Consider the following 25,617-nt stretch of genomic DNA (forward strand, 5'->3'; position numbering starts at 1 on the left):
ATTTGCTATGAATATGAAAATAGAAGAGGCTCGCGAAAAATTAGAAAGCGCTTGTCTCTTATACGAGACCGGTGAGAGAACTAAGTCAGTGCATCTTTTTTTAGAAGCGGCTCGCCTAGGCAATATACAAGCGCAGGTCAATTTGGCAAATATTTACGATGAAGGCGACGGGCTGAGAAAGAATTTTGAAAAGGCTCGATTTTGGTATAAAAAAGCGACCTCATCGGGTAGCGCCGAAGCCGCTTACAATCTCGGAATAAGCTATAAAAATAGAAAAAACGTTCGTTGGAGCGCATATTGGCTTTCAATCGCTCAAGCTATGGGCGATGAAGATGCAAAAGAGCAGCTTCGTAATTTGAAAAAATTGGCCAAATAGGTATTCAGAAAACGACAGCGCGAGATAACAATAAAGCAAAGCGTCACGTGGATAATTTGACACCTGTTGGCCGCTATTCATAGCCTATCAGCGTAATCTGTTTGGGGAGCAGTCGCCGACATCGACGGGATACGCACTCAACCTGCGCCACCCCGGCCAGTGGTATGACGCAGAGACGGGCACGAACTACAACATGTCCCGTATGTACGAGCAGGCGATAGGGCGATATCTACATAGCGATCCGATTGGACTTTTAGGCGGTATCAGCACTTACGCTTCAGAGAGGATTTTATGAATATTAGCGCATTTAGGTCAGCGCTTATTTTAATAATTTTTACTATATCGATGACTGCTAGCGCTGGAGAAAAATTTTACGTCCGCGCAGATAGCGTGCGAATAGAACACGATAACGTTCGCTTAAAAATGAGTGTTTGGAACTGTTCAGAATCGCCAGTAAATACACAGCTTGCATATCTTCCCTGGGGCGAACACGCCATAGGCTTGATCGCCTATGCGGCTGGGCAAATGAGTGGCCAGGCTTTCAGTCAAGTAACTTACATAGAGGATTTTCCAGGAAAAGACGTTCTAATACCCACCAATTCATCCGTGACTAATGAAATTAATTTAAGCCGTCTTTTCCCTAAATTATCCGGCTACAAATATATGAAAGATGTCGTAATATTTTGGGTCTACGACAAGGGTCTTCTTGATCACAGTTCTTCAAACTATGTCGGGGGCATGATTCAAGTTTTACCAACCAATCAAATTTTCACGTCTCCATCGAATCCATGTAAGTAAATATGGCTGAAGCGTAGGAGAAAAATGGTCGGTAGGCTCGTTGACAACATCTGCGCTAGCTGGTCGCGACCATTCCATTGACAGGCAAACCGGCAACTTTGTAGCCGTCGAACGTCACCGCCTGCTGTCCTATCCACTCGTTGAGCTGCAGGGAGCGCGTCTGCAGCGGTTGCAGTTCATTGACCGCGAACACTTGAGCTGCCGGAGTCACCGACCCGAAACCGGTCGTACCCGTCGACACCAGCCGGAGCAGTTGGAGCAACAAAGTGGTCAGAGACATCATGCATTCTGCGAATTCCTTGGGGGACGACCGCGCGGCCTGACGGTTGCTGCCCGCTGTAGCTCTGTTTCGATCGCCGACTGGAATCGAGTAGAGCTCCATGCCCGCTGCTGCTGTACGTAAGCGCGTATCTCATCGAGTCGGTCTTGCCCAATCGCATCGACAAACAGTTCGCTATACGTCGCACATCGTTGTTCAACGATCTGACCTAGTGAGGGGTAGTGTTCGGATAAGAAGGAAACGGTGACGCCGAAGTATGTCGCGGAACGCCGAAAACTCTGATGCCCGAAGTGCTGCCGATACGCAGCCAGTATCGCCATGTATTTTCAGAAAGCCGGCGCACAAGCCGTTTTTTTGTTGTCCAGGGACGTTGCCCGTCAATGCATCTGCGCGCAGCTGGCAGCCTGCGTCGGCGTGGCGGGAGTCCCTCGCACACGTCCGGAGTTGGCGATCACTACGCTCAGCACGTTCTCGGTACTGGCCGGAGTGCAGAACAGCAGCGTGAGATTGCTCCCGCTGGCGCTGCCGTCCGCGTGAAAGCGCACAAAACGTCGCCCCGTGCTACTCAGGATGGCCAGTTTGCCGGCATAGCCGCGGCTGCTGTAAATCAGCGCGTCATCGGGCTGATTGTCCAGGTTGGCGTCGTGTGCGAGTAGCCAGCCGCTGTCCCAACGGATCGTATCGCTGCAGTGCGCGCCGTCGATCGTTGGGCAGAACAGCGTTTGCTTGCCGCTGGTGATCGCTGTTTCGCGGGCGTACTGCAGCGCTGCGATGAAATCGATCTGGGCGGCCTGAACCTGATTGCGGGTCAGCATTCTGCGCAAGGGAGGCGTGGCCATGCCAACCAGTGACGCGATGATGACGAGCACCATGATTTGCTCGATCAACGTGGCGCCACGCTGCCCGTGGCGATTTTTTCCGTCGCGCCAACAAAAATGCCGGTGTTTAGACATGGCGTCGCTCCTGCGTTGCCCGAGTCAGCCATGCTATCGATCAGGAAAATGGCACCAAGCAGCCAAACAATCCCGCTGCTGTGGGCATCTGCTGACAACATGTGTCAGCAGGGCCAATTTAAAATGTGCCCTCTGGCCCTTATGTGTAGTCCATGACTGATCGCTTCCAGCTCGTTTCTCCCTACCAGCCTGCCGGCGACCAGCCACAGGCCATCCAGCTATTGAGCGAGGGCTTCGAAGCCGGACTCGCGGCGCAGACGCTCCTGGGCGTGACCGGGTCGGGCAAGACCTACACCATTGCCAACGTGATCGAGCGGGTGCAGAAGCCGACCATCGTGATGGCGCCGAACAAGACGCTGGCGGCGCAGCTGTATGGCGAGTTCAAGGAGTTCTTCCCGAACAACGCGGTGGAATATTTCGTCAGCTATTACGACTACTATCAGCCGGAAGCCTACGTCGTCGCATCGGATACCTTCATCGAGAAGGATGCTTCGATCAACGAACATATCGAGCAGATGCGGTTGTCGGCGACCAAGGCGCTGCTATCGCGCAAGGATTCCATCATCGTTGCCACGGTGTCGGCGATTTATGGTCTGGGTAATCCGGAAGATTATCTGTCGTTGCGGTTGATCCTGGCTAAGGGCGAGCGGATCGACCAGCGCAAGCTGATCCATCAGCTGACCGAGCTGCAGTACACCCGCAACGAGATGGAGCTGCGTCGCGGCACTTATCGTGTGCGCGGCGAAATCATCGACGTGTTTCCGGCTGAATCGGAAATCGAGGCGCTGCGCATCGAGCTGTTCGATGGCGAAGTGGAAAACATGGCGCTGTTCGATCCGCTGACCGGCGAAACGATCCGTAAGGTGCAGCGTTATACGGTTTATCCACGTACACATTACGCCAGCACGCGCGAGAGCGTGCTCAATGCGATCGAGACGATCAAGCTCGAACTGAAGGATCGGCTGGAGCAGCTTTATCGGGACAACAAGTTGGTCGAGGCGCAGCGGCTCGACCAACGCACCCGCTTCGACATCGAGATGATGACCGAGGTGGGTTACTGCCAGGGCATCGAAAACTATTCGCGCCATCTCACCCGTCGTGCGCCGGGCGAGCCGCCGCCGACACTGTTCGATTACCTGCCATCCGATGGTCTGCTGGTGGTGGATGAGTCGCATGTCTCCGTGCCGCAGATCGGCGCGATGTTCAAAGGTGACCGTTCGCGCAAGGAGACCCTGGTCGAGTTCGGTTTCCGCATGCCGTCGGCGATGGACAATCGTCCGCTGCGCTTCGAGGAGTGGGAGCAGCGCGTGCCCCGTGCCATCTATGTGTCCGCCACGCCGCGCGCCTACGAACTGGAAAAATCCGGCGATGCCGTGGTCGAGCTGCTGGTACGCCCGACCGGCCTGGTCGATCCGGAAGTGGAAGTGCGCCCGGTGCGCACGCAGGTCGACGATCTGCTGGGCGAAGTGCACAAGCGTGTGGCGCTGGGCGATCGTATCCTGGTGACCACGCTGACCAAGCGCATGGCCGAAAATCTCACCGAATACCTAAGCGAGCAGAACGTGCGCGTGCGCTATCTGCATTCGGATATCGAGACGGTCGAGCGTAGCGAGATCATCCGTGATCTGCGTCTGGGCGAATTCGACGTGCTGGTCGGCATCAACCTGCTGCGCGAAGGCCTGGACATGCCCGAGGTATCGCTGGTGGCGATTCTCGACGCGGACAAGGAAGGCTTCCTGCGTTCGACCGGTTCGCTGATCCAGACCATCGGCCGCGCCGCGCGCAACGTGCGCGGCAAGGCGATTCTCTACGGCGACACGATCACCCGCTCGATGCAGGCGGCGATCGATGAAACCGCCCGCCGTCGCGAGAAGCAGGTGGCATGGAATCTGTCACAAGGTATTACGCCGACCACGATCGTACGGCGCATCGCGGACATCATGGAGGGCGCGCGCAGCGAGGCGGGCAATCGCCGCGGCAGCAAATCGGCCACCCGTGCCCGTGCGGTGGCCGAGCCGGCGGCTGACTATGCGGCACTCAGCTCGCAGCAGGCCTCGGCTCTGCTCAAGAAGCTCGAGGCGCAGATGTACAAACATGCGCAGAATCTGGAGTTCGAGAGCGCGGCCCAGCTACGGGATCAGATCCACAAGCTGCGCGAAAAGACCCTGCGCTGAGTCCGCCGATGGCTCTGGGGCGCCATCCATCAGGATGTTGTCGGGCGTCCGTCACTACCGTACAATACGCAACTCGCCCGGCCAGCCGCGGCGAAACGGGCAGTTAGCTCAGCGGTAGAGCACTTCCTTGACATGGAAGGGGTCACAAGTTCGATCCTTGTACCGCCCACCAATTCGAAAAACAGCAACGGCGCGGACTTCACAGTCCGCGCCGTTGCTGTTTGGGTGTGTGGGACTACCCTCCGAGTTGATGCGAATACCCGTGACCGCGCTAGCCAAGCCGGGTAAGCGGGGCGCTTTTGACGATGCACCGCAATATTTGGCCTGTACAGCTGAATCCCCTCGCCTTGGCTCTTGCGGAAGCCGCCGGTGGTGCGTGTACTCTTGAAAGCCTGTCGATTGGGCGTCGTTCACTGCTGAACGGTCGCCGCGTCGTCACTCTGTTTCGTCTGCCGGTGAATTCCGTATATGCAATCCATAGAAACGCTGATCAATGACGCCTTCGAGCGTCGCAATGAACTCGGTACAACCGAAATCGAAACCCATTTGCGCCCTGCCGTCGGTCAGGTGATCGACCTGCTCGAATCCGGCGAACGGCGTGTCGCGGAGCCGGATGGCAAGGGCGGCTGGACGGTCAATCAATGGATCAAGAAAGCCGTGTTGTTGTACTTCCGCCTGAATGACAACGTGGTGGTCGACGGTGGTGCGGCCATGGCCTTCGACAAGGTGCCGCTGCGTTTCATGCAGGGCAATGACGCCGAACTGCAGAGTCTGGGTGCACGTGTGGTGCCGGGCGCGCTGGTACGCCGTGGTGCGCACATCGCAAAAGATGCGGTGCTGATGCCCAGCTACGTGAATATCGGCGCCTATGTGGGCGCTGGCAGCATGATCGATACCTGGGCGACGGTCGGCTCATGCGCACAGATCGGCGCGCACGTGCATCTGTCTGGAGGCGTCGGCATCGGCGGCGTGCTGGAACCGCTGCAGGCCAACCCCACCATCATCGAGGACAACTGCTTTGTCGGTGCACGCTCTGAGGTGGTCGAGGGCGTGGTGGTGGAGAAGGGCAGCGTAATCGGCATGGGTGTATTCCTTGGCCAGTCCACCCGCATCTACAACCGCGCCACCGGCGAGGTGAGCTACGGCCGCGTACCGGCTGGTAGCGTCGTGGTGGCCGGCAGCCTGCCCGCGAAGGACGGTAGCCACAGCTTGTACGCGGCCATCATCGTCAAACAAGTGGACGAGAAAACCCGCAGCAAGACGGGTATCAACGAACTTCTGAGGAGTGTCGAATGAGCGTCGAACTCTATGGCCTGGAAAAGTGCAGCACCTGCGACAAGGCCCGCGCCTGGCTTGATCAGCAAAAGGTCAAATACAGTTTTACCGATTACCGCGAGCATCCCGTGGCGCCGGCTTCGCTGAAGGCCTGGGCCAAGCAGCTGGGCTGGGAGAAGCTGGTCAATCGCGCCAGTTATACCTGGCGCGATCTTACCGACACACAGAAATCGGCCAGCACCGACGCCGACTGGCTCAAGCTGATCAAGGATTACCCCGCGCTGGTCAAGCGTCCGGTAGTGGTGAAAGGCGACAGCGTCAGCGCGGGTTTCACCGAGAAAAAATTCAAGGAGCTGTTCGGTGGCTGAAGTGATGCCCGATGCCATCGTTGTGCTCTATGGCATCGACGGTACCGACATCTGCGGCAAGGCACGGCACTGGCTCGATCGCTTCGGGCCGGATTACCGCTTCGTCGATCTTCGGCGCGAGCGTCCCGAGCCTCCCGTGCTCAAGGCATGGGCGGCGTCGCTGGGCAGCTGGGATGCGCTGGTCGATCGAGGTGGCAACGGCTGGAAAGGTTTGCTGCAGCAGCGGCGCAATCCGGGCAGTGATCCGGAGTGGACCTTGCTGATCCGCGAACACCCCGAGATCCTGCGGCAGCCGATTACGGTGGCTTCTGACGGTCGCGTGGCCGTCGGTTTCACCGGCGGTATTTACGAACGCCTGCTCGGCAAGGGCAAAGCAAAACACTGACTATTGCGTCACGAGCGATCAAACCGGAGCGATCAAACAAACATGAGCGATGTGCTGGACCTCACCTGCGAACTCATCCGCCGCCGCTCGGTAACTCCCGACGATGCCGGTTGTCAGGCGTTGATTGCCGAGCGGCTCGCGCGCGTCGGCTTCACCATCCAAAGCCTGCGCTACGGCGAAGTGGACAATCTGTGGGCTACGCATCGCGGTTCGGATGCGTCGGGTCCAACGCTGATGTTCCTTGGCCACACCGACGTGGTGCCCAGCGGCCCCGAGACATCCTGGCAGAGTCCGCCATTCGAGCCGACCATCATCGATGGCCGTCTATACGGCCGTGGTGCCGCCGACATGAAAGGCTCGGTGGCAGCGATGGTGGTAGCGCTGGAGCAGTTCGTGGTGGCGCATCCCGATCACCTGGGTCGCGTTGGCCTGTTGATCACCAGCGATGAAGAGGGAGTAGCCATCGACGGCGTGCGCAAGGTGATCGAGCATTTTCGTGCCAATGACGAACGGATCGAATTCTGCGTTGTGGGCGAGCCGTCGGCGAAGGAAAAGCTGGGTGATCTGATCCGTGTGGGTCGCCGAGGTTCGCTATCGGCCACGCTGACTGTGCGCGGTATTCAGGGCCATGTCGCCTATCCGGAAAAGGCGCTTAACCCGATTCATGCCTTCGGCCCCGCGCTCGCGGAGCTGGCGGCCGAGCGTTGGGATGAAGGCAACGCCGACTTTCCGCCGACCTCGATGCAGGTGTCCAACCTCAACGCTGGCACCGGTGCCAACAACGTAATCCCCGGCACGCTTACCGCGCTATTCAATTTTCGCTACAGCACCGCCAGCCGCGCCGAAGATCTGCAGGCGCGCAGCGAGGCGATCCTGCACAGACACGGTCTGGACTTTCATATCGACTGGCAACTCTCCGGTCAGCCGTTTCTCACGCCGCCCGGCGGGAAGCTGCGCGAGACCGTCGTTGCCGTGTGTCGTGATCTCTGCCAGCTCGATCCCGACCAAAGCACTGGCGGCGGCACTTCCGATGGCCGCTTCATCGCACTGCTCGGTACCGAAGTCGTTGAGGTCGGGCCGATCAATGCGACGATTCATAAGGTGGACGAGTGCGTGGCCGTGCAGGAGCTCGAGCAATTGCCGGCGGTTTATCAGGCCGTGTGCGAACGATTGCTGGCTTGATTTTCGATCTTTCGCAGACGCTCAGTGCTGGTAAGGAGGGCACTGATCGCTTTGCGACACCCTGCCGGTTCCATGGAACAATCCGTCTCGCCCAAGTTTGACCTCGACCGTGTTTTGGCTGATAAAGCTGCCTTCGTTCAGCGCTTCATCCTGGATGCAAAGCACCTTGATGCCGCCGTTGTCTTCCACGATTCTTATCCCGAAAAGCCTCTGCTTTTCCTGATCGACGGACCTCACTCCCCCGTCAGCTTTTTCAAACTGGACGAAGCCGTAATCCTTCAGAGTGTTGGCCCCTGGGCGCCTGCGTGTATAGATCGAACTGGGGATGGACAGGACATCAAGATGCTCGGCTACAAATAAAGCGGCATTCTCAACGCGGGGTGCTGTCTGTGCGAGCGAAACGTTTGGCCAGGCGGCCCAAACGCAAGAGACAAGCATTGCCGTAGCGCAGATCTTCATCACTCTATAGTCCTTGTCCAGAAGATGAGTCTGAGCAAGATTAGCGTGAACCGTAGCAAGTTTCGACGCGATAGGCGGCTTTCAGACTGCCGTTTGATCCTGCTGTCGCTTGATGCAAGAGCTTGCGCCGCTTGTCCAGGCTATCCCGAATCTGACCGGTCCATGGTCTGGAGCTTCAAAGCTTCATCATGCTCCGATAACGTGGCAGGCTGGTTGGATCCAATCGTCGAAATCCAATGATAAAGAAGAGGGGAGCGGTGATGTCGTGCAGATATGGAAGTAGCAAGGCCGGAAAAATCCTGATGGCATGGGTGAGTATTGGCGTGCTTGCCTTCGGTTTGATTGGCGCAGCTGGCGCACAGGATGCGGAAAAGCCACCAGTCACGGATGCGCAACTGGCGAGCGCGCGTTGCATCATCGGTCTGGAGAAATTTCTTCCCGCCGATTACTACTACTGCCTTGCCTCGCAGAGTTACGGCGAGCAGAACTACGGCGAAGCACAGAAGTTTTTCCAGACCGCAGCATCCTGGGCCAGCAAGCCGGCGCAGTACGTGCTCGGCGTGATGGCATTGAATGGCGATCATCAGCCGGTGAATCGGCCGTTGGCGCTGGCCTGGATAGAGTTGTCGGCCGAGCGTCATACCGAACGCTTCAGTGAGGCTTATGCGACGCTGCGAAAGCACATGTCACCGCGGGAGATCGCCGCTTCAGAGAAGCTGCTGCAAAGTTTGCGGCCAACCTATGCCGATGCCACTGCGGCTAACCGCGCCGAAGAGCGCTATCGCGATGGCATGCGCATGCTGCGAGATAAAGGTGTCGGATCAAACTACTGCATGCAGGGCATGTTTGATGCCGCTGATCTGGCTGGTAGTTCGATAGGTCCGGATCAGGCGTCGCAATGTCCGCCGACGACCGTGGTCGCCGAGCAGGTCGATAAAAAGGCCGCCGATGTTTTCGAGGACTGGCACGGTCACGTCACGGTCGAGCCGTTGCAGCAGGTACAAACCCGAAACGGTCAGCCGCTGCCGGCGAAAGCCGGCAACGGTTCATAAGTCGCGAAGTGCATTCGTCAGCGGTCACGGAATTCCGATGAGCTGCTGATCGTTGCGATCACCAGTTCACGAAACCATTGGTGCGCCCGATCGTCGGTTTTTGATTGATGCCAGTAAGCGAGTATCGGAATCGGTTTGAGCTTGATCGGCAGGGGATGAATCGTGATCGGTAGTAGTCGCGAGAAACTGTCGGCGTAGGAGCTCGGCATAGTCAGCAGGAGGTCGCTGGTCGAGGCGATCTGGCAGGCGGAAAAGTAGTGCTGGCACACCAGCCGTACATCACGCGACCGACCGTCCTGGGCCATCAGCACATCGAGCGGCACGGCTTCACCCAGTTGCGAGACGGAGACATGTCGCGCGCCAAGATAGTCACTCTTGCGCAGCACGCCGACCGTTAAAGGATGGCCTTTGCGTGTCGCCACCACCATCGACTCGTCCAGCAGATGCTGGCTGCAAATGCGCGAACCCGCTTGCAGACGCCGGTCGACGACCAGATCAATCGTGCCCGCGCTGAGTTCGCGATCAACATTCGTGGCGGGTATGCGGCGGCTGACAATCAAGACGTTGGGCGCGTGCGTGGCGATCTGCGCCAGCAGCGACGGAAACACGATGGACTCCAGCACGTCGCGAAAGCCGACGGTGAAGGTCATGTCCAGCTCATCGGCGCGAAAGGTCGCGTGCATCTGCGTCGTGGCCTGCAATCCGCGTAGGTGGAGTTGCACTTCGGCCATCACGCTGCGCGCCTTGTGCGTAGGCACTACCCGATTCCCCTGACGCACGAATAACGGATCACCGAACAGCTCACGCAGCCGGTTGAGCGAATGGGTGATCGCCGGCTGCGTGAGATGCAACGCGCGCGCCGCCGCGCTGATGCCGCCATGGGTATGGATGGCATCCAGTACCCGAAACAAGTTCAGATCCATCCGCAGGTCGGGACGATTCATCGGTGGCTCGCGAGATATCCAGGCATGCTGCATTGCACGAGCCAACATATTAACTGAGCTGATGGATGGACATAAAAGATATTCATATCACTGATTGATGCCGACCGGCGTACGCTTGGCCGATAACTTACGCAGGTTGGCAGGAGAAGCTTGATGGATTTCGCACATTCCGAGCGTTCGCGCGCGCTGGCCGAGGCGCTCAATCGCTTCATGCGCGACGAGGTCGGCCCCGCCGAAAGCATCGTCGCCAATGCGTTGACCGGCAGTGGCGACTGGCACCAGTGGCGACAGCCTGCGGTGATGGAGACGCTCAAGGCCAAGGCGAAAGAGGCCGGCCTGTGGAACCTGTTTCTCTCCGAGCCCGAGTACGGCGCCGGCCTCAGCAACGTTGACTACGCGCCGTTGGCCGAGATCATGGGTCACTCGTTTATTGCGCCGGAAATCTTCAACTGCGGTGCGCCGGACACCGGCAATATGGAGGTGCTGCTGCGTTACGGTTCGGACATGCACAAATCGCGCTGGCTGAAACCCTTGCTCGATGGCGAGATCCGCTCCGCCTTCTGCATGACCGAGCCGGATGTAGCCTCTTCCGATGCCACCAATATGCAGGCGACGGCGACGATTGACGGCGACCATATCGTGCTCAATGGACGTAAATGGTGGTCGACCGGTATCGGCCATCCGCACTGCCGTGTGGTCATTTTCATGGGCCTAAGCCATCCCGATGCGCCGCCGCACCAGCGCCATACGATGGTGGTCTGCCCACTCGATGCGCCAGGTGTGAAAGTTGAGCGCATGCTGCCGGTGTTCCACGCCTATGACGAGCCGTCCGGCCATGGCGAGGTCAGCTTCACGAATGTGCGGCTACCGTTGGATCACGTGATTCTCGGCACCGGTCGCGGCTTCGAGATCGCGCAGGGTCGCCTTGGGCCGGGCCGCATCCACCACTGCATGCGCGCGATCGGTGCATCCGAGCGCGCACTTTCGCTGCTGTGCGAGCGTGCCAGCACGCGTGTGGCGTTCGGCAAGCCGTTGATCGAGCTGGGCGGCAACAAGGATATCGTGGCCGATCTGCGCATGGCGATCGAACAGGCGCGTTTGTTGACGCTGAAAGCGGCGTGGTTGATCGATACGCAAGGCGTCAAGGCGGCGATGAGCGAGATATCGCAGATCAAGGTGATTGTGCCGAACCTGGCGCAAAAGGCCGCCGATGCCGCCATCCAGATCCACGGTGCAGCCGGCCTGTCGAACGATTTCCCGATTACCGCCCTGTTCGCCAATGCGCGCATCCTGCGCCTCGCCGATGGTCCCGATGAAGTGCACCGCGGCCTGATCGCCAAGCTGGAAATGCGTGCGCAGGGTGCAGCGATGGCCGGAAGGCATTCATCATCGGAGAGCCGGTCATGACGGCGGCGGTCGACCAGGCACGCGGCGTGCGCGACGAAGACCAGCTGGATATCGGCAAGGTTGACGCGTTTCTCAAGCAGCACATCGACGGCTTGCACGGCGAGCTGTCGATCTCGCAGTTTCCCGGTGGCGCGTCCAACCTGACCTATCTCATCAAGTACGGCGAACGCGAGCTGGTGCTGCGCCGTCCGCCAGCAGGAGTGAAGGCCAAATCCGCGCATGACATGTTGCGCGAGGCGCGCGTCATGGCGGCGCTGAAGCCGCACTATCCGCGGGTGCCGACCATCCTGGCGATCAGTGATGATCAGACAACGCTGGGCTACGATTTCTACGTGATGGAACGCCTGCGCGGCATCATCCTGCGCCGTGACCTGCCGGTGGAGTTTGGTCTGGATACCGATGGCGTGCGCCGGCTGTGTAAAGGCTTTATCGATCGGCTGGTAGAGCTGCATCAGGTCGATGCTTCACAGCCTGAGCTGGCCAGTCTGGGCAAGGGTGAAGGCTATATCGCGCGGCAGATCAGTGGCTGGAGCGATCGCTGGCGCAAGGCCCTGAACGAGGACACCGACCCTTGCGAAGACATACTCGCCTGGCTCGCTGAAAAGCAGCCAGCACGCGAAACCGCCATCTGCGTCATCCACAACGATTACCGTTTCGACAACGTCGTACTCGATCCCGAACACCCGCTGGATATCGTCGGCGTGTTGGACTGGGAACTGAGCACGTTGGGCGACCCGCTGATGGATCTGGGCTGCTCACTGGGCTACTGGATAGAGGCCGATGACGACCCGGTATTTCAGTCGTTCCGGCGCCAGCCCACCAACGCGCCGGGCATGCTCACACGGCGCGAACTGGTGGAGTATTACGGCGAGCGCACCGGCTGGAACGTGGACAACTTCGAGTACTACGAAGTGTTCGGCCTGTTCCGCGTCACGGTAATCATCCAGCAGATCTATCGCCGCTTCGTGCTCGGCCAGACCACCAATCCGCAGTTCGCCGGCTTCGGCCAGGCCGTCGCCTATATGAGCCAGCGCTGTCGCAAGCTCATCGCCGCATCGAGTCTCTGAAGTATGGCGAATGTGCTGCTTATTCGTCACGGCCAGGCCAGCTTCGGCACCGTTGATTACGATCGGCTGTCGCCGCTGGGTGAAGAGCAGTCGCGTCGGTTGGGCCGCTGGCTGAAGCAGGCCGGCAAGGTGCCCGATCTCGTGGTCGTGGGACCGCTGCGTCGGCACGCGCACACGGCCGATCTTTGCGTCGAGGCAGCCGGTGTTACAGCGCCGCGCATCACGATCACCGGACTCGACGAGTTCGAGCATGAAGAGGTGCTGGCGCGCCATCGTCCGGACCTCGCTTCGCACGAAGCGCTGCTGGCCGAGCTGGCGCGACTCGACGATCCGCACCGCGCGTTCCAGCGCATGTTTGCCGAGGCCGTCGCCCGCTGGACGAGTGGTGAATTCGATCACGAGTACGGGCGCAGTTGGGCGGCGTTTCGCGGCGCCGTGATGGAAGGCTTGCAAACACTGGCCGCACAGGATGCGCGCACCATTTGGGCATTCACTTCAGGCGGTCCGATCGCCGTCATCATCAATGCGCTGGTCGGCGCACCCGCAGCGGATACCTTTGCGCTGAGCTGGCCGCTGGCCAACACGTCGACCAGTCGCATTTCCATCGGAGCGCAACGTCATAGTTTGATCAGCTATAACAGTTGGCCGCATCTCGAAGGTGCCGATTCCAGGGATCTGGTCACGTATCGATAGTCGCATCAGATATTCAGATAGACGTCCGGACACCAAACAATATATTTCAACCGCAAGGACACCTGCTCATGAGCGCCACCGAACTGTTCGACCTCTCCGGCAAGATCGCCCTCGTCACCGGAGCCAGCCGTGGTATCGGCGAGGAAATCGTCAAGCTGCTGGCCGCACAGGGTGCGCATGCCATCGTCTCCAGCCGACGCCAGGCAGATTGCCAGACAGTGGTCGATCAGATCGTGGCCGCCGGTGGTTCGGCCGAGGCGATGGCCTGCCATATCGGCGAGATGGATCAGATCACGGCGCTGTTCGCCGCGATTGAAGAAAAGCACGGGCGTCTCGATGTACTGGTCAACAACGCGGCGACGAATCCGTACTTTGGCAGCATTCTGGATACCGAGCCGTCGATTTTCCAGAAGACCGTCGACGTGAACATTCGCGGCTATTTCTACATGTGCACGCACGGCGCCAGGCTGATGATGAAGAACGGCAGCGGATCGATCGTCAACGTCGCCTCGATCAACGGCGTGGTGCCTGGCCATCTGCAGGGCATCTATTCGATCACCAAGGCCGCGGTAATTTCGATGACCAAGGCGTTCGCGGTGGAGTGCGCCGAAGGCGGCGTGCGCTGCAACGCACTATTGCCGGGCCTGACCGATACCAAGTTTGCCTCGGTGTTGGTCAATACACCGGCGATCCTCAAGCAGGCGATGGCGCACGTGCCGATGCGCCGCGTGGCACAGCCATCCGAAATGGCTGGTGCGGTGCTGTATCTCGCCTCAGCGGCGGCGTCCTACACCACCGGCGCCATTCTGAATGTGGATGGCGGTTACCTGTCGGTCTGATCCGATGACCTCCTTCCAGAGTAGGGATGTCTCCACTTGTCTCGGGCGGCTACGGGTGACCGTGGACGGCGCCGGGCCAGCGATTCTATTCTGGCCGAGTCTGTTGATGAGTGCGCAGATGTGGGCCGCACAGGCCGAGCATTTCAAGGACCGCTTCCAGGTGGTTTTGATCGATCCGCCAGGACATGGGGATAGCGAAGCCCTGCAGCGAACCTTCACTTTCGAAGAATGTGCTCGGTGCATTGAGCAGATACTGGACGCTTTGAACATCACGCGTGCCCACTTCGTCGGCAACTCATGGGGCGGGATGATTGGCGGCACATTTGTGGCGCTTCACCCTGATCGTGTGGGTGCGGCCGTGCTGATGAATTGCACGGGCTCAGCGGCAGGCCTCCGCCAGAAGATCGAGTACGCGGTACTTGTGCGGCTTGTTCGTACACTCGGTGGTATACCGCCCTGGCTATCTTTTTTGCCGCTGCGTGCTTTTGCAGGTCCGACGACGGAGCATGAACGTCCGGAAGTCATTCTTGCCATCCGCGAGGCGGTCGCGCGCGTCAATGGACGTTCGGTGCACTGGGCTATTCGCAGCGTTGTACCGAAGCGTCCCAGTCAGATTGATTTGTTCAGAACGATCCGCACGCCAGTGCTGGTTCTTGCAGGCGCTGAAGATCGTACCTTCCCGGTGGAAGAAACCCGCGCCATGGCCGCGGCGATACCCGGTGCGGAGTTTCGTGTGGTTACCGGCGTGGCCCATCTCGCTGGGCTGGAATGTCCCCGAATCGTCGATGAAATCATCGATGACTTTTTGAGCCGCGCGCAACTGCCGGCTGGTTGATCGAATTCTGATGCGCATCCAGATCAAGGAACCTAATGACATCTTTTATTGAACAACGCGTTGCCGGGAAAAAGGCTTTTATCACCGGTGCAGCCGGTGGTCTTGGTGCGGCGATGGCGCACCTGTTGGCACGACACGGCGCCAAGGTTTTTCTCACCGATATCAACGAGGAAGCGGTGTACGCCGTCGCCACTGCCATCAATGCCGAGCACGGCAAGACCGTGGCATGGTCCGCTGCGCAGAACGTACGCGACGAAGAGCGCTGGCAAAGCGCACTGGCCGAGGCTGACTCATCGATGGACGGCATCTCGGTGCTGGTCAATAACGCCGGTATCGGCGCGATCGGCGGCGTGGAAACGCTGCAGCCGAAAGAGTGGCACCGGGTGATGGGCGTCAACGTCGATGCCGTCTACCTCGGCTGCAAGTACGCGCTGCCGCTGCTACGCCAGCATCAGCCCGGCTCGATCATCAATATCTCATCGATGGCGGCGTACAAGATCGATCCCGACTACACCGTCTACAACGCATCCAAGGCGGCGGTGGCATCGCTGAGCAAGTCGGTGGCGCTCGACTGTGCGCGCCAGAAGATGGACGTGCGCTGCAACTCGATCCATCCATCGTTTATCCGTACCGGCATCGTCGAGCCGTTCTTCGAGCAGCTTGGCGAGGAAGAAGCGATCAAGAAACTCACCCGTGGCGTGCCTTTGCGCCGGCTCGGCGAAGTCGATGATGTTGCCTATGCCGTGCTGTATCTCGCCTCCAACGAAAGCCGCTATATCACTGCCGCCGAGTTCCGCATCGACGGTGGTGCCTCAGCGGTTTGAATAGCGCACCGCGTTTACTCCATTCACCACACAGGTAATCCCCATGTCCACGATGAACCGCCAGCTCCGCCTGAAAACCCGCCCCGAGGGACTCGTGCAGCGCGAAAATTTCGACCTGGTCGAGCAGTCGCTCGACGAGCTGAAAGACGGCGAGGTACAGGTCCGTGTGCTGTACATCTCGATGGACCCGACCAACCGCGTGTGGATGCGTGATATCCCGCAGTACATGCCGCCGGTGGCCATTGGCGAAGTGATGCGCGGGCTTGGCATCGGCCGCGTAGTGAAGTCGCGTTCCTCGCACTACAGCGAGGGCGATCTGGTGCAAGGCATCACCGGCTGGCAGGATTTTCTGGTCTTCCATGACAGCGCCAAGGGCTATGTGCGCCTGCCTGCCGACCCGGGTATTCCGCTGCCGACCCTGCTTGGTGCCTGCGGTATGAGCGGCGTGACCGCGTATTACGGCATGACCGATATCGCGCCGGTGCAGGCCGGCGAAACGATGGTCGTGTCGGCAGCGGCGGGTTCCGTCGGTTCCATCGCCGGGCAGATCGGCAAGATCATGGGCGCACGTGTGGTCGGCATCGCCGGTGGCGCGGACAAATGCCGTTATCTGGTCGATGAGCTTGGCTTCGATGCCGCCGTCGACTACAAGGCCGAGGGCTGGAAGCAGGTGCTGAAAGAAGCCACGCCTGACGGTATCCACGTCAACTTCGAAAACGTGGGTGGCGAGATCATGGCCAGCGTGTTGTCACGCATGGTTATCGGTGGTCGCGTGGCCCTGTGCGGCCTGATCTCCGGCTATAACAGTGACGGTCGCCCCGGCGACAATTTCGGCGTGATCGTGATGAAGCGCTTGATCGTCCGAGGTTTCCTGATTCTCGATTACACGAAAACCAAGGAAGCCGTCCATGCGCTTGCTGGCTGGATTCGCGAAGGCAAACTCAAAGCTGAGGAAACCGTCGCCGATGGTCTGGAGAACGCGCCGGTCGTACTCAACCGACTGTTTGACGGCAGCCACAAGGGCAAGCTGTTGTTGAAGGTGGCTTCGGACGTTTGATTACTCGCGGTTTAATGGCTTACTTGATTTGTCCCGCGATCGCTGCCTGATCGAATAGAGGCGTGGTTTTGACCGCAATGGTGTAAGCCTGTCGCTTCGGCACATGTGATGTCCGAAGCATCGCTGAAGGAGGAAGAATGGTGTCAGAGGTCTTGCAGGCACTCGCCGGCGAATGGACGGGCGAGGAACAGATTGCGCAGACGCGCTGGGGTCCAGGTGGGGTGGCGGCCAGCGCGGTGGAATCCCGCTTGGTGCTGGGTGGCAACGTGTTGGTACAAGATTATCGCGAGGAACGCGAAGGGAAACCGTCGCTGGCAGCGCACGCGGTTTTCGTGGCGGGCCAGGCGCACGATCAATACAGTTTGTATTGGTTCGACAGTTATGGCTTCGTTCCGACCGAGCCGGCGCCTGGGCAATGGGATGGCCACCGGTTGTCCTTTCTGCGCAGTTCGCTGCGCGGGCAGACACGGCACATTTATGCGCTGCATGAAGATGGCAGCTATGAGCTGACACTGGAAAGCTCATTCGATGGTGGCGTCAACTGGGAGCCGGTGCTGACGGGGACGTATCGGCGGAAGTCATAGTGGCTGCTTCTCGATAGCTGCTCGTCGAACGCGGACTGGGCTACGCAGGACAACTGAGATGTCCAGGTTCGCGTTCGTGCATCCCAACTTGCCAATGCAAGATTCAGCAGTCAAGCACAGCTTGGTCCTGGCAATACGGTGTTGCCCAGTCGAGGTGACTGGCTGGCGCCGTTGTAGGGCATTTGCCGGCTAACCCTCGAACGTGTAGAGCTCGCTGGCGATTTTCCAGCGATCGCCAATCTTCAGGAGTTGCAGCACTTTCCATCCAGGCAAAGACTTCGACGACTTGCCATCACGGGTAACCGGCTCAGTCAGGAAGTTGAGCGAGACCTGGGCCAGCGGGCCATGCTGGTCGATGCGGACGTTATAGAACGTTTGCCGATACCGCTGACTACCGCCAAAGACGGCCTGGCGAAAGTTTTCGTAATGACGAAGGTCTGCTGATTTCTCTGGAGCTGTCGACTCTTGCACTGAGGTAAATGGAATCTCCTCGTCGAGAAGTAGGGCCCGGAAACCGGCCTCGTCGCGCTCCGTCAAACAGCGGGTGTAGTTCCCCAGCAATGCCTCGATCGCCTGCCGGTCGGCATTGTCGGTTGAACTGACGGGCACGGGAGAAGACGCCACGGTCAGGTTCGCTCCGATCAGACTGATTGCCAGGATGCTGAGATAGGCAGGGATTGGTTTCATGGGTTGCGGCACTCGTTGCGGGGGAAGGCGAGGTATTCCACGTCGTAGGTGTCCACGTCCGGTTTGGTGTCGGGAGATTGATGCCAAAAGCAGGTGCGGATCAGTTGCCATGTCGTCGTATCGAGTCCGATATGGATCGAGTGCAAAGCCGCCTCATGTCCTGCGGCATCTGCCCTGACACGCTCATCCAAAATGAGCGTCATGAGATCGGTGGACGGATCTACCGATATGAACTCCTGGGTGGCGTGTTGCGGTAGCTTGGATGGGTCGCCCATTTTGGAATGGATGGCGATCCATGTGGGTACCTCAGGGCGACCATACTTGGCACAGACGCGGGCGAATGCATCCGAGAGCAGGAAGGCACGCATGGCTTCGGCGTTCTGCCAGACATAGAACGGCGAGTATCGATTGGGGCGTCCTTGCGTGACACTTGATACGAGGAAAGCCTTTTGCACTAGGCCGTCGAGCGAATTGAAGCCGGAGCCGATCACCGCAATTCGCTCACGTAGAGCGGCCATATCGTGATCATTGTCCAAATCGAATCGGTACTGCATTAGCAACATAATGGCTTCCGTGACCGCTGAACTAGGGTCTAGTCTGTGCAGTTCCGCTGCGCCATAAAAGTGAGCGGTTTTAAAGTCATTGATGAGGTTTGCTAAACGATGATTCTTGATCTGGCCGCCCTGCGCACGCTCGTTGCAGCGGTTGACCTTGACGGTTTCGGCCGCGCCGCAGAGCTTCTCCATCGATCGCCATCCGCCGTCAGTATTCAGATGCGTGCGCTGGAGGAACGATTGGGGAAGCCGCTGTTTCGAAAAAACGGCCGACGCCAGGAGCTAACGGAGTCGGGCGAACAGCTGCTTGGCTTTGCGCGACGGATGCTGGAACTCAATGACGAGGCCGTTTTGACAGTCCGTGGTACCGGGCTGCACGGGAAAGTTCGCCTTGGCGTTCCGCAGGACTTTGCGGACAGCTGGCTGCCGCAAACGCTCGCGCTGTTCACGTCGGCACATCCCAAGGTGCAGCTCGATATTCTTGTCGGGCAGAGCGACCGCCTCCTGCAACTTCTGCGAAACGGCGCGTTGGACCTCGCTCTGACCTTCGGCGATGACGGCGGACTGAGTAGTCAATTGATCGCCACGCTTCCTGTGTACTGGTACGCGAACGCGACATGGGAGTTTCCCGAGCGCGAACCGCTTCCGCTACTCGTGCTTGAGCAGCCTTGTATGTTTCGCCAGAGCGCCATTGATGCGCTTGACCGTGCCGGATGTAGCTGGCGGATCGTTTTGTCCGGTACCAGTGTCTCTGCTCTCTGGGCCGCGGCGAAAGCGGGACTCGGCTTGGTGGCTCGCACGGCGATCCATATCCCTGACGGCGTTGCTTGTCTCGACGGCCGGTTTGGCCTTCCAAAACTAAATGCAGCGCCGCTGCATCTCGTTCGTTCGTCAACTCGCGGCGACATGGCCATCGAAGACCTGGCTGGCCTGATGGTCAACGCCGTCGACAGTCCTGTTCTCTGAGGCTCGCACAACAGCGTGCGCTTAAACACACTTCCGTCGGCCATCTGAATCAGAGACTGTGTTTTCGCTCAGCGGTAACCATTCCGCTTTCGGGGGCCTGCGCGAGGATCGCTTTCAACAATCCTGGAAAACGGGTATTCAGGTCCGCAAGACGTAGTGTGTTCTGGTGGATAGCACCGGCCGCGCGCGTGTGCACCAGCCCTGCGTCGCGCAGGATACGGAAGTGGTGAGACATGCTCGACTTGGGGCGGCCCCCGTCCAATTCCCCACAGGTGGCTGCTTCCACGCGCGCCAGATGCCGAACGATCTCCAGTCGGGCGGGATCGCTGAGCGCGTGAAAAATCCGCTCAAGCGTGAACTGGTCAGCAGTAGGGTGTTTGTACGGACGCATAAGGTAAATGGTACGGCTTTTGACCATTACTCGATAGTTCGACTATTATCGAACATTCGTAGATTACTTTCGGAGCCTCCAGATGCCTTCATTGTTCGAACCGTTCAAGCTCAAGGACGTCACCTTGCGCAATCGCATTGCCGTGCCGCCCATGTGCCAATACTCGGCCGAAGACGGGTTGATCAACGACTGGCATCGCGCGCACCTGACGGGGCTGGCGCGCGGCGGCGCCGGTCTGGTGATCGTGGAAGCAACAGCAGTTTCACCGGAGGGGCGTATTACCCCTGGATGCACAGGCATCTGGACCGACGAGCAGGCGCGAGCGTTTGTACCGGTCGTCGAGGCGATCAAGGCTGGCGGTGCCGTGCCTGGCATCCAGATCGCTCACGCCGGCCGCAAAGCCAGCGCGAATCGGCCTTGGGAGGGAGACGATCATATCGTTGCTGACGATCCGCGCGGCTGGGAGACTATCGCGCCTTCGGCGATTGCCTTCGGTGGCAATTTGCCGAAGGTTCCAAAGGCCATGACGCTGCAAGACATTGCACGCGTACGTGCGGATTTCGTCGCGGCAGCCAAGCGTGCCCGCGATGCCGGCTTCGAATGGCTGGAGCTGCATTTCGCGCATGGCTACCTGGGCCAAAGCTTCTTCTCCGTGCACTCCAACCAGCGCGATGACATTTATGGTGGCAGCCTGGAAAATCGCAGCCGCTTTCTGCTTGAAACGCTGGCTGCGGTGAGGGAAGTATGGCCTGGATATCTGCCGCTCACGGCCCGCTTTGGCGTGATCGAGTACGACGGACGGGACGACGAGACGCTGGCTGAATCCATCGAGCTGGCGAAAGGCTTCAAGCAGGGTGGGCTGGACATGCTCAGTGTCAGTGTCGGCTTCTCCACACCCTCGGCCAATATTCCCTGGGCACCTGCGTTCCTTGCGCCGATCGCAGAGCGGATTCGTCGTGAAGCGAATCTTCCTGTTTCTTCGGCATGGGGCATCGGCACACCCGAACTTGCCGAGCGTGTCCTTCAGGACGGTCAGCTCGATCTCGTCATGGTTGGCCGCGCGCATCTGGCCGATCCTCACTGGCCGTACCAGGCCGCGCGCGCATTGGGTATCGAACGTCCGTCATGGACGCTGCCGGCGCCTTACGCGCATTGGCTGGAACGCTACGCGGCAGCTTAATCCTACGTCTTGCATCACTCCATGCAGGATGCGGCTGGCGGGTGTTTTTCCGGAACCAGCGTTTCCGCCCTCTGGGCCGCGGCCTTGGACCGGCGCAAAACATTCACGACACTTGCGTTGAGTCTCACCTCATTGATCGGATGAGCCGTCGTACCCCGCGGGCGGTGCGCAACAGGGTGGACCCAAGCCGATGCTGGCCCGACCGAGTATTTTGACAGTGGCAGACAGTTCGCCTTGGAAGGCGGGTTTTGCATGGCTTCCGACCAGCTCAAAACGATAGTCGTGCCCAGCGGCAGCAGCGAGAGTGAATCGGCCACCATCGATGATCTTGTCCGGTTTGCCGTTATCAAATATCTGCAGCTTACGTCCCTCCCACGGCGTCAGGAAATGCAGCGTTGAGTCCTCTCCGGCACGCAGGCTGAAAGCTGTTACCTGGCCATCAATTGCCTGCACATCAACGATGGCACCGCCTTGCAGTGCCGTCGATCCGGCGATCGTCCACCCAGGCGGTATCGCCGGTCCCACGCGTATCAGTCCGTCGTTGTCCTGTATGGCCAGCACTTCTGACAGGGTGAGTGCGACCACCCCGGACTGCTCGATATAGAACTCGTCGGGCGCACCGGGTACCAGGGCCGACATGCCGTTCGGAAAAACCTGATACAGCTGCACCAATTGGAAAATCGCGTCGGCTACTTCGGTCCCCAGCCCAAGGCGCGCGGCTTGAATGGGATCCAGACTCCAGTCCGCGGCGTGGACAAACGGGCGTAGCGCATAAGTACGTTGTGCGAGCTTGAACAGCGGGCTGTCGATGCCGATCAGGTCGTACGGCCATACCGGTTCCAGACCGATATTTTCGCCATTGCTGTACGGCACAGTCGGTTCATAACTGGCGGCGATCACCTTGTCTGCGGGCAACGCGTCGGCGGAAGGTGAGGCGACGATAGATGCACCTACCAGAGGTAGCGGAGGTGTTTTCTGCAACGCAGTCTTCAGTTGCGCCGAGAGATCAGCATCTCGTTGTAGCAGCTGCGCTGCGGCAATCGTAGCCGGGTAAAGCGCATGGATGGCTGCCAGATCGGTGGTTGGATCGGTGACGTCCATCTGCGTTTCATGGGCGTTCGATGGTGAGGTGTGCAGTTGCTCATCTTTACCGTCTTTCTGATAGCTGAGCAGAAACCGCGCAGACTCTGCCATCAGCGGATAGTTTGCATGCAGAAACGCCAGGTCACGTGTCTGCAAATAGGTTCGCCATACCCAAAGGCCGATCTCCGCACCACTCGATAGCGTGCGCGCATTCGAACTGGCGGACCAACTGAGATCGCAGCTATGTGTGGTGATGGGGAATGGCCGCAAGCCATCGCTCTCGTATTCCACGCCCTTTCCATTGAATCGCATCGTTTCCGGAACACATATGCCGGGACGGCCGCCCATGTGTTCCAGTGTCCAGCGATGGATAGCATCCAGGTTGTTGCGATACAGCGCGAATACCGGTGCATTGAGTTGCGGGACGCCCGCTGCCAGGTTGGCGCCGACTTGCATGCGCAGATTCCAGAACCAGAACGCAGCAGGGTCCCAAAAATGATCGTCTTTGGCAGAAGAAAACAGATCAGCTATACCTGCCTGTGATCCGGGAATGCTGTCGCCGTTATGTGCGGCTGATGCAAACAAATAAAGCATGCGCATGGTTTCTGCATAGCGCGCCGTGCCGTCTCTGGATTCGGCCCGGATCAGCAGCGCATGTGACCAGAAAGTGTGCCACCAAACGGTTGTACTGCTTGCATCAATGGGTACTCCGAGTGCGTCGTGCACGACATCGATGGCCGCCCGATGCCCATCAAAGGCCGGTGCGGCAATGATGACTCGCAAAGCGCCCTGTATCGTGGGACGAGCCGTGATTTCAACCGTACGTGAGTCGATGACGCTCGCCGTTGAATCGCGCCCGTTAACGACCTCGATGGCAGCGACCGAACCAAAACGCCGATTCGAGGCGCCGGGTAGCTTGTCATCGAGCCATGTCTCTGCCAGCACAGCCATGTCGCCCTGCGTGGAAGCGATCGGATTTCTTGGCTCCCATAGATGCAGGCGGATATGTTGCAAAGACGAGGGAGGCAGCCCGCGTACGTCGACGATGACCCGATCTGCCGAATGATCGACCCATGTGCGTAGCGATACGCCGCCACCATTTTCTTCCAACGCACCGTCGTATAGATTCACCCGGCCGCGAAAGCTTCTGTCGCTGGTGAGTCGTTGCAGATCGGGAAAGCTCACCTGACCAGATGATCGCCGGTACGGCAGTGTGTCCGCCCGATTGAGCTGTACGGTCAGGCCGTCCTTCGCCCAGAACGCTGCGCCCAGCCTCCCATTGCCGAGACCAACGGCTTGGGAGGGAAGAATATTTGGCTGATAAATGGCTATGTCTGATCGCGCAACGATGGCTTCAGTCGGAGAGTCGGCAGCCAGTGTGCTGAGTGGAACTATTGAACAAAGAAGCACCAGGCACGTCAGCCAAGCCCTGATCATCATTAGCCCCATAGGAAGAGAGTTCCGCCATAAAAGCTGATTCTGCGCTAAAGGATTGGTGCTGTGCTTCTGTCCGCGATTCTTTTACAAATTGCACTGTCTCGATACTTCGAAGAACGTGGATTACCGTCCGCTTTCGGCGGCGGACATTACGAATGTACGTCCTTTTGCATCGCACGCATCTCTGCAACGGGACCTCGCTGGGCCGGGTCGTTGCCGAATCGCGCGACAAAATCAGAAATTGTTTGATCTAGTCCGTCGCGTGGCTGATCTTTCTGAATGCTCGCCCGAAGCAGCCAACCCTGAGGATTGTCAGGGCTCATCTGAATCAGCCGATTGGCCACTGCCCAGCCTTTATCCCAATCATGACTCGAATTGACGTAGATATTTCCGAGCTCGATCAAAGTCCACGAGTCCGACGGATTCATGCGTAATGCTTGCTCATAGTCCTCGATGGCACCATTAAAATTTCCAGTTGACTCATAGGCCAGGCCGCGCGCATCGAATGCATTTTCATCTTGCGGAGCCAGTTTAATCAGTGCGTTGCCTTCGGCAACCGCCCAGTCCGAATAACCTAACGCTGGCAGGTCAAATGCACGGCTTTCGCGTTGATCGATCTGGCTTGGATCGAAACGAAGCAATTGCGAGCGATAAATGACCGACAGGACGGGAGAATTGCGATTCTTGGCCGCCCAACCAGCGCTCATCAGCATACCGACCGGCGCCGTCTCGGCAAATACTTGTCGGTAGAGGTTGAACTCTGTGACAGGGTTGCAAGGACAATTCTCGACATAGGCTTCGCCGCCACTGCTCTCTGATACAAGCAACTTCAGCAAAGGGTTTTCGCTGACGTGATGCTGGGCGCTAGCAATGATTCGCTGCATTTCTCCCACAGAGCCGCCCCATTTGGGCTGCGCCATCCAGACCAAGCGCGCATAAATTGTGTAATTAGCTGGATCTACCGCGAGGCCACGTTTGGCCGCGCTCATCAGGTAGGGACCATCACTTTCCAATGTGCCCGCGTAAATCATCGCTGTGTAGGCGGGAGTCATATGCGGATCAAGCTTGACTGCCTGGTCGAGGTCCGTGCGCCCACTTTCAAGTAAGCGGCTCATCGATTCGAAGGAACTCTGCGGCGTCTTCGCAGCGTACTCGGAGCCGCGAATCTGCTGAGCCATTTGCACGTATGCCGTGCCACTGGCAGCCAATGCGAAAGGACTCATAGGCATTTGGCGCTTCCAGGCATCCATGAGCGCGCGGGTTTCTTCGGATCCATTCCTGAAATCTATGTTGAACGTACGATCCAGAGCTCCCTGCATTCCTGGCTGCGACGACTGTGCGTGCATCGCATCGGCAAGGCGCCTATCCAGTTCCGCCGCATGTCCGGTTTGAATGAGATCCCGTGCTTCATACGGTGTCACCCACGGATCGAATTGATAGTGGCAGTAGGCAGAGGTTACTGTCTTTGACCAGGCAAGCCCCGGCGGATCAGGATAGTGAAGGCACCTTTGTAGCTGGTCGGAAATCGCCTCTGCCTGCCTGGCGGCAGTCAGGAATTGATTGAGCTGATCATCATCAAAGGGAGGCGCGTTTACTGTTTCTGGTGGCGTAAGCCGTTTGACTGCTGGATGCGCAGTTGCAATTGTATCGGCAGATGATCGAGTCTCGCCCCAGGGCCATAACGACAAGCAGGCCGCAACAGATATCAAAAATATGCCAGCAATAAGAAGCCAACGCGTACGTGATGCCATGTCTTGTATCCCCTGT

Annotated in this window: 28 protein-coding genes and 1 tRNA gene; 20 read left to right on the top strand and 9 right to left on the bottom strand. The window is 58.7% G+C overall.

Annotated features, from left to right (window positions below):
• The first annotated feature begins 7 nt into the window (after positions 1–7).
• The 3 genes from HDE80_RS02585 (at position 8) to HDE80_RS02595 (ending at position 1,174) form a co-directional block, all read left to right on the top strand.
• Positions 8–376: a tetratricopeptide repeat protein gene (locus HDE80_RS02585; protein WP_184601496.1), complete on the top strand. Its 369-nt coding sequence runs from the start codon at positions 8–10 to the stop codon at positions 374–376.
• 97 nt (positions 377–473) lie between these two features.
• Positions 474–671 (top strand): RHS repeat-associated core domain-containing protein, encoded by a 198-nt coding sequence (locus HDE80_RS02590; RefSeq protein ID WP_221437404.1) that lies wholly within the window; start codon positions 474–476, stop codon positions 669–671.
• Complete coding sequence (locus tag HDE80_RS02595; protein WP_184601495.1) at positions 668–1,174, top strand: hypothetical protein; 507 nt, start codon at positions 668–670, stop codon at positions 1,172–1,174. Before HDE80_RS02590 ends, HDE80_RS02595 begins: the two co-directional genes overlap by 4 nt.
• 55 nt (positions 1,175–1,229) lie before the next feature.
• Here HDE80_RS02595 and HDE80_RS02600 read toward each other — a convergent pair whose 3' ends face one another.
• A complete protein-coding gene (locus HDE80_RS02600) occupies positions 1,230–1,454 on the bottom strand; it encodes a hypothetical protein (protein WP_184667546.1) in 225 nt (74 codons plus the stop codon).
• A gap of 377 nt (positions 1,455–1,831) precedes the next feature.
• Positions 1,832–2,407 carry a GspH/FimT family pseudopilin gene (locus HDE80_RS02605; protein WP_255483542.1) on the bottom strand — a complete coding sequence of 192 codons (576 nt, stop codon included), beginning with the start codon at positions 2,405–2,407 and terminating at the stop codon, positions 1,832–1,834.
• A gap of 152 nt (positions 2,408–2,559) precedes the next feature.
• On the opposite strand from HDE80_RS02605, the gene uvrB reads away from it, so the two are divergent.
• The 6 genes from uvrB to dapE all read left to right on the top strand — a co-directional run bounded on the left by uvrB (position 2,560) and on the right by dapE (position 7,791).
• Positions 2,560–4,581: an excinuclease ABC subunit UvrB gene (uvrB, locus tag HDE80_RS02610; protein ID WP_184667548.1), complete on the top strand. Its 2,022-nt coding sequence runs from the start codon at positions 2,560–2,562 to the stop codon at positions 4,579–4,581.
• A gap of 97 nt (positions 4,582–4,678) precedes the next feature.
• Positions 4,679–4,753: transfer RNA gene (locus HDE80_RS02615), tRNA-Val, on the top strand.
• Positions 4,754–5,049: 296 nt separating this feature from the next.
• Positions 5,050–5,877 (top strand): 2,3,4,5-tetrahydropyridine-2,6-dicarboxylate N-succinyltransferase, encoded by an 828-nt coding sequence (gene dapD, locus HDE80_RS02620; RefSeq protein ID WP_184601492.1) that lies wholly within the window; start codon positions 5,050–5,052, stop codon positions 5,875–5,877.
• Entirely contained in the window at positions 5,874–6,224 is a 351-nt protein-coding gene (locus tag HDE80_RS02625) for a Spx/MgsR family RNA polymerase-binding regulatory protein (RefSeq protein WP_184667549.1), read from the top strand. The genes dapD and HDE80_RS02625 overlap by 4 nt, the downstream gene beginning before the upstream one ends.
• Positions 6,217–6,609, top strand: a complete 393-nt coding sequence (locus tag HDE80_RS02630) for an ArsC/Spx/MgsR family protein (protein WP_345776394.1) — start codon at positions 6,217–6,219, stop codon at positions 6,607–6,609. Before HDE80_RS02625 ends, HDE80_RS02630 begins: the two co-directional genes overlap by 8 nt.
• Positions 6,610–6,651: 42 nt before the next feature.
• Positions 6,652–7,791 (top strand): succinyl-diaminopimelate desuccinylase, encoded by a 1,140-nt coding sequence (gene dapE, locus HDE80_RS02635; RefSeq protein WP_184667551.1) that lies wholly within the window; start codon positions 6,652–6,654, stop codon positions 7,789–7,791.
• A gap of 21 nt (positions 7,792–7,812) precedes the next feature.
• On the opposite strand, the gene HDE80_RS02640 is transcribed toward dapE, so the two are convergent.
• Complete coding sequence (locus HDE80_RS02640; protein ID WP_184667553.1) at positions 7,813–8,250, bottom strand: hypothetical protein; 438 nt, start codon at positions 8,248–8,250, stop codon at positions 7,813–7,815.
• Between the two features lie 302 nt (positions 8,251–8,552).
• On the opposite strand from HDE80_RS02640, the gene HDE80_RS02645 reads away from it, so the two are divergent.
• Positions 8,553–9,302 (top strand): hypothetical protein, encoded by a 750-nt coding sequence (locus tag HDE80_RS02645; protein ID WP_184667556.1) that lies wholly within the window; start codon positions 8,553–8,555, stop codon positions 9,300–9,302.
• 17 nt (positions 9,303–9,319) lie between these two features.
• Here the strand turns inward: HDE80_RS02645 and HDE80_RS02650 are convergent, their stop codons facing one another.
• The gene (locus tag HDE80_RS02650) at positions 9,320–10,246 is read right to left on the bottom strand and encodes a LysR family transcriptional regulator (RefSeq protein WP_184667557.1); all 927 of its coding nucleotides are present in this window, start codon (positions 10,244–10,246) and stop codon (positions 9,320–9,322) included.
• A 153-nt stretch (positions 10,247–10,399) separates the two neighbouring features.
• Between HDE80_RS02650 and HDE80_RS02655 the strand changes: the two genes are divergently transcribed.
• The 8 genes from HDE80_RS02655 (at position 10,400) to HDE80_RS02690 (ending at position 17,552) form a co-directional block, all read left to right on the top strand.
• Positions 10,400–11,653, top strand: a complete 1,254-nt coding sequence (locus HDE80_RS02655) for an acyl-CoA dehydrogenase family protein (protein WP_184667559.1) — start codon at positions 10,400–10,402, stop codon at positions 11,651–11,653.
• Positions 11,650–12,720 carry a phosphotransferase family protein gene (locus HDE80_RS02660; RefSeq protein ID WP_184667561.1) on the top strand — a complete coding sequence of 357 codons (1,071 nt, stop codon included), beginning with the start codon at positions 11,650–11,652 and terminating at the stop codon, positions 12,718–12,720. Before HDE80_RS02655 ends, HDE80_RS02660 begins: the two co-directional genes overlap by 4 nt.
• A 3-nt stretch (positions 12,721–12,723) precedes the next feature.
• The gene (locus HDE80_RS02665) at positions 12,724–13,413 is read left to right on the top strand and encodes a histidine phosphatase family protein (protein WP_184667563.1); all 690 of its coding nucleotides are present in this window, start codon (positions 12,724–12,726) and stop codon (positions 13,411–13,413) included.
• A gap of 68 nt (positions 13,414–13,481) precedes the next feature.
• Entirely contained in the window at positions 13,482–14,252 is a 771-nt protein-coding gene (locus HDE80_RS02670; RefSeq protein ID WP_184667565.1) for an SDR family oxidoreductase, read from the top strand.
• Between the two features lie 4 nt (positions 14,253–14,256).
• The gene (locus HDE80_RS02675; protein WP_184667567.1) at positions 14,257–15,087 is read left to right on the top strand and encodes an alpha/beta fold hydrolase; all 831 of its coding nucleotides are present in this window, start codon (positions 14,257–14,259) and stop codon (positions 15,085–15,087) included.
• A gap of 35 nt (positions 15,088–15,122) precedes the next feature.
• Positions 15,123–15,911 (top strand): SDR family oxidoreductase, encoded by a 789-nt coding sequence (locus tag HDE80_RS02680; protein WP_184667569.1) that lies wholly within the window; start codon positions 15,123–15,125, stop codon positions 15,909–15,911.
• A gap of 43 nt (positions 15,912–15,954) precedes the next feature.
• Positions 15,955–16,968: an NADP-dependent oxidoreductase gene (locus HDE80_RS02685; RefSeq protein ID WP_184667570.1), complete on the top strand. Its 1,014-nt coding sequence runs from the start codon at positions 15,955–15,957 to the stop codon at positions 16,966–16,968.
• Positions 16,969–17,108: 140 nt separating this feature from the next.
• On the top strand, positions 17,109–17,552 hold the full coding sequence (locus HDE80_RS02690) for a DUF1579 family protein (RefSeq protein WP_345776395.1): 444 nt from the start codon (positions 17,109–17,111) through the stop codon (positions 17,550–17,552).
• A gap of 189 nt (positions 17,553–17,741) precedes the next feature.
• Here HDE80_RS02690 and HDE80_RS02695 read toward each other — a convergent pair whose 3' ends face one another.
• On the bottom strand, positions 17,742–18,239 hold the full coding sequence (locus tag HDE80_RS02695; RefSeq protein ID WP_184667574.1) for a nuclear transport factor 2 family protein: 498 nt from the start codon (positions 18,237–18,239) through the stop codon (positions 17,742–17,744).
• Entirely contained in the window at positions 18,236–18,985 is a 750-nt protein-coding gene (locus HDE80_RS02700) for a DUF4865 family protein (RefSeq protein ID WP_184601477.1), read from the bottom strand. Before HDE80_RS02700 ends, HDE80_RS02695 begins: the two co-directional genes overlap by 4 nt.
• A gap of 48 nt (positions 18,986–19,033) precedes the next feature.
• On the opposite strand from HDE80_RS02700, the gene HDE80_RS02705 reads away from it, so the two are divergent.
• Positions 19,034–19,759: a LysR substrate-binding domain-containing protein gene (locus tag HDE80_RS02705; protein WP_255483543.1), complete on the top strand. Its 726-nt coding sequence runs from the start codon at positions 19,034–19,036 to the stop codon at positions 19,757–19,759.
• Positions 19,760–19,808: 49 nt separating this feature from the next.
• On the opposite strand, the gene HDE80_RS02710 is transcribed toward HDE80_RS02705, so the two are convergent.
• Positions 19,809–20,177 (bottom strand): helix-turn-helix domain-containing protein, encoded by a 369-nt coding sequence (locus HDE80_RS02710; RefSeq protein WP_255483544.1) that lies wholly within the window; start codon positions 20,175–20,177, stop codon positions 19,809–19,811.
• A gap of 55 nt (positions 20,178–20,232) precedes the next feature.
• On the opposite strand from HDE80_RS02710, the gene HDE80_RS02715 reads away from it, so the two are divergent.
• Positions 20,233–21,330: an NADH:flavin oxidoreductase/NADH oxidase gene (locus tag HDE80_RS02715; protein ID WP_184667580.1), complete on the top strand. Its 1,098-nt coding sequence runs from the start codon at positions 20,233–20,235 to the stop codon at positions 21,328–21,330.
• A gap of 129 nt (positions 21,331–21,459) precedes the next feature.
• On the opposite strand, the gene HDE80_RS02720 is transcribed toward HDE80_RS02715, so the two are convergent.
• Both HDE80_RS02720 and HDE80_RS02725 read right to left on the bottom strand, forming a co-directional pair.
• Complete coding sequence (locus HDE80_RS02720; protein WP_184667582.1) at positions 21,460–23,850, bottom strand: glycoside hydrolase; 2,391 nt, start codon at positions 23,848–23,850, stop codon at positions 21,460–21,462.
• A 149-nt stretch (positions 23,851–23,999) separates the two neighbouring features.
• Complete coding sequence (locus tag HDE80_RS02725; protein WP_184667584.1) at positions 24,000–25,601, bottom strand: tetratricopeptide repeat protein; 1,602 nt, start codon at positions 25,599–25,601, stop codon at positions 24,000–24,002.
• Positions 25,602–25,617: the final 16 nt, after the last annotated feature.

Source organism: Rhodanobacter sp. A1T4 (assembly GCF_014207185.1).
In the GTDB taxonomy this organism is placed as follows: domain Bacteria; phylum Pseudomonadota; class Gammaproteobacteria; order Xanthomonadales; family Rhodanobacteraceae; genus Rhodanobacter.